At 43.2% G+C, this 4,059-nt stretch carries 3 protein-coding genes; all 3 read right to left on the bottom strand.

All coding sequences use genetic code 11. The annotated features are described in order from the left end of the window. The coding region (locus KGY70_18185) for a carboxypeptidase-like regulatory domain-containing protein (protein MBS3777131.1) at positions 1-362 on the bottom strand (362 nt) is incomplete at its 3' end. Positions 363-941: 579 nt separating this feature from the next. Then, complete coding sequence (gene ftcD, locus KGY70_18180) at positions 942-2,633, bottom strand: glutamate formimidoyltransferase (protein MBS3777130.1); 1,692 nt, start codon at positions 2,631-2,633, stop codon at positions 942-944. 119 nt (positions 2,634-2,752) lie between these two features. After that, positions 2,753-4,006, bottom strand: a complete 1,254-nt coding sequence (gene hutI, locus KGY70_18175) for an imidazolonepropionase (GenBank protein MBS3777129.1) — start codon at positions 4,004-4,006, stop codon at positions 2,753-2,755. Between the last annotated feature and the right edge of the window lie 53 nt (positions 4,007-4,059).

Raw genomic sequence — 4,059 nt, 5'->3', positions numbered from 1 at the left:
GATCCGGTAATTTGGTTCTTACCCCTTGAGGTATAACCCAGAACTATTACTTCCTCCATTTCTTCAACGGTAGGAACCATTTCGATATTAATGGTTGAACGGCCATCAATATCCGCTTCTACCCTTTGCATTCCTACAAAGGTAAAAACAAGTGTCTCGGCATCGGAGGGGACCTGTAAGGAATAATTCCCGTCCATGTCAGTAGAAGTACCAATGGTTGTTTGACCTTGAACAACCACCGATACACCGGGAATCGGCTCACCCGTCTCTGCATTGGTGACCGTTCCCGTAATCTGCATTTGTGCCGATGCCGAAAATCCGACAAACAGCACAAAAGTCAAAAGAAAAGTTAGCTTTCTCATAAACATAAATTTAAGGTTTCGGATTAAAATATACATTTTATCATGATCAAAAATATGATTTTTTTGAATTTTAAACATCATTTTAACCATTATTCATAAATTTTTATAAATATGAATAAAATGCTGGTTAACCCCGACTTAGGTAAACTTAAATTTTTGAAAAAAATTTTAGTGAACCTTAGTCGCTGTCGGAGACAGGAATAATTCTTGAATTATTCGAGTTAAATTTTAAACTGTCATAAAACACATGATTTTATCCTCTCGAAAAGAGACACCGATAAGAGAAAAATACCCTAAAAATCTAAAATTTAATTTGTTTTTTTTCAGGGGTGGAAATTATAATGCGCAATATTGTTCTGGAAATTTTCACTTCTTTGCTTATTTAAAATGGTTCTAAATAACAAAATCCCGATTAGAAAACCGGGACGCTCCGAATAAAAACAGATGGAATCCTTGGAACTGTCTAAGAAGGCGGCTTTATTAGCTATACATACAAAAAATATTTTACTGATAAACAAAACACTACAACAGTCGCCTAGTAACCAAAACAATGGCTTTTTAAACCAGACTTGTCCTTCTTTATCCCGTTCTTTGTTCCAACTTATTGAGAATTTCTTTTTCCTTTTTTTCCGTTTTTTGTTCAATTGCTCTTCCTTTATTGATTATGTCTTCAACGAAGGCTTTGTCATCCAGCTCCCTGGCATTGATCTGTACATTCATAAAAGCGCCTTTTACTGCTGAGCGTACAGCCAGTGCACCGACACCTGCATCCGTCACAGAATTGGGATTTCCATGTTCTATCATGGCTTCAATCACTTCCAGCGCGTTATACGATGTCTCCATAATTTTATAGGGAACCATGATGGCATTCTTGGTAGCTTCCTGAATGGCCTTGTTCTTGTTTTCTCTTTCTTCATCAGTTTTTGCAGGCAGTTTAAAGGCATCCATAATTTTATTAAAGGCCTTGGTATCTTCATCCACCAGGTGGATTAATTCAGCCTGTAGCGCAATGCCCTTCTCCGCCCAACCGGAGAATTCTTCCCAATGGTCATCCCATCCCCTTTTATGAGATGAAATATTGGCTACCATCGTACCCAGGGCTGCACCCAGGGAACCCATATATGCAGATACCGAACCGCCACCCGGGGCAACAGATTCGGAAGCCGTTTCATCCGAAAAATCCGAAACGCTCATATCCGCCAGTTTCTTTTTGGATTTGTCCCGAAGCTTGTATTCAATGATCTTTTCTTCGGGTTTAAACTCATACAGATCATTCAGGCCCAGAGAACGAACAGCTATTTTAATGAGCTCCTTTTCCGGTACGCCGGCGGATATTTTTTGTTTCCTGAGAAAATATCTGCCAGCCTCCAACATGGCCTTCAGGGGAATCAACCCCACAAGCTCGGAACCGGTGACCCGAAGGCCTCTCAGCTGAGCACGTCTGCAAGCTTCATCAAACGCTTCGTGTACTGAAGTAACGCTTATATTGGTAAGGTTCAGTGAAATCTGGGCAATACCATATTCCTCAATATACCAGCCAATGCCTTTAACGGCTTTTAAGGAACCCGGTATCCATACCTTTTCTCCGTTCTCATCAAGAACAGGCTTGCCGGTTATCTTGCCGCCTTCCCTTTTTATCCTTCCCTTCTCCCTGATGTCGAAAGCAACAGCATTGGCCCGTCTGACAGAAGTGGTATTGAGGTTGATGTTATAAGCCACCAGAAAATCCCTTGCACCCACAGCCGTGGCACCTGACCTGGCATTGAATTCGGCGGGACCAAAATCAGGCTTCCATTCGGGATCGGCCAATTTTTCTTTCATTCCCTCATATTCACCGGAACGACAATTGGCCAGGTTTCTTCTTTTTTCTTCATAAGCTGCATATTCATAGCAATATACCGGAATTTTGAGCTCCTCCCCTATCCTTTGGGCAAGGTTTCTGGCATATTCTACTGCATCATCCATCGTAAGGCCTGAAACAGGTACCAGCGGGCATACGTCGGTTGCTCCAAAACGGGGATGTTCTCCGGAGTGTTGGCGCATATCGATGAGTTCGGATGCCTTCTTTACAGCATTAAAGGCAGCTTCCACTACCTGGTCGGGCGTGCCGATAAATGTAACCACCGTTCTGTTGGTAGCCTTTCCGGGATCCACATCCAGGAGATCCACCCCTTCGATGGATTCAATCTTATTGGTTATCTGCCGGATGATCTCCATGTTATTCCCCTCGCTAAAATTGGGGACGCATTCCAGGAGTTTCTTTTCTTCCATAGGTCGTTTCTGTTTTTGGGTTATTTCTTTTTTTATGGTTGTAAAAAAATGCATGAATGATTGAGTGATTGAGTGATTGAATGCCTGCCCGACAGCAGGCGGGCAGGCATTTTCTATCATTACAGACAAAGATCCTGCACCTCTCCGTTCAGAATCACCTTATCCACAAGATGGCTGCCATAGGCATAAGGCATAAACTGATAGGAAGGGATGGGCTTTGTTATAAAGATATTGGCGCTCTTTCCCTTCGTAATGCTGCCCAGTTCTTCCTGAACGCCCATGGCGTAAGCTCCATTGATGGTAGCGGCATGGATCACTTCCTCCGGCAACATCTTGAGTTGTATGGTACCCAGCGACATCATCAGTTTCATATTGCCTGTGGGAGAAGACCCCGGATTGTAATCAGAAGCAATGGCTACAGGCAGCCCTGCCCGGATCATCTTCCGTACCGGCGGATGTACCAGCCCCAGAAAAAAAGCAGCCCCCGGCAAAATGGTGGGCATGGTTTGCGAATTTAGCAAGGCTTTTATTTCTTCTATACCTGTATATTCCAGATGATCCACCGACAAGGCATTATACTTTACTCCTGTCTGGACTCCGCCTGAATAATCCAGTTCATTGGCATGTAGCTTGGGGCGCAATCCGTATTTTGCTGACGCATCCAGTATTCTTTCCGTTTGTTTGACTGTAAAGAAACCCCGGTCGCAAAACACGTCCACATAATCGGCCAGTTTTTGCTTACCAACCTCGGGCAACATTTCATTTACAACAATATCCACAAACTTATCCGTATTTTCCCTGTATTCCGGCGGAATGGAGTGTGCGCCCATAAAAGTAGATTTAACGGTAAGCAGGGTATTTTCCTGCAATCGTCGGATTACCCGCAGCATCTTCAGTTCATCTTTTACCGTAAGGCCGTATCCGCTTTTTATCTCCACAGCACCGGTTCCCTGGGCCATAATCTCATATATTCTTTTAAGAGATTGCTGATAAAGAGATTCCTCGGATGTCTGCTGCAGGAGCCTGGCAGAATTGACAATACCTCCTCCCCTTTGGGCAATCTCTTCATAGGAAAGACCTCTTATCTTATCACCATACTCAATCTCCCGGCTGCCTGCATAAACCAGGTGCGTGTGTGAATCACAAAATGAGGGAAATACCAATCTTTCTTCTGCATCTATGACCTCAGCATCTTTTTCATGTTGAGGGATAAGATGCTCCATTTCACCATAATCGCTGATTTTTCCTCCTTCTATGAGCAGGTAAGCATTATCCAGGATTTTCAGTTCACCCATATCTTCCCCTGCTATCCAATCCGGAGGATCGTCCAGAACATTTACCAGGGCAGCGATGCGTTTGATAAGAATTTTCATCCTGTTTTTATTACAGATTTGTTACGAAAATAAAAAATTTGACCACAAAATTC

The organism is Bacteroidales bacterium (genome assembly GCA_018334875.1).
Classification (GTDB): Bacteria; Bacteroidota; Bacteroidia; order Bacteroidales; family UBA12077; genus JAGXLC01.
Note: the sequence above shows the minus strand (reverse complement) of the source record. Positions and strands in the feature narration are given on the sequence as shown.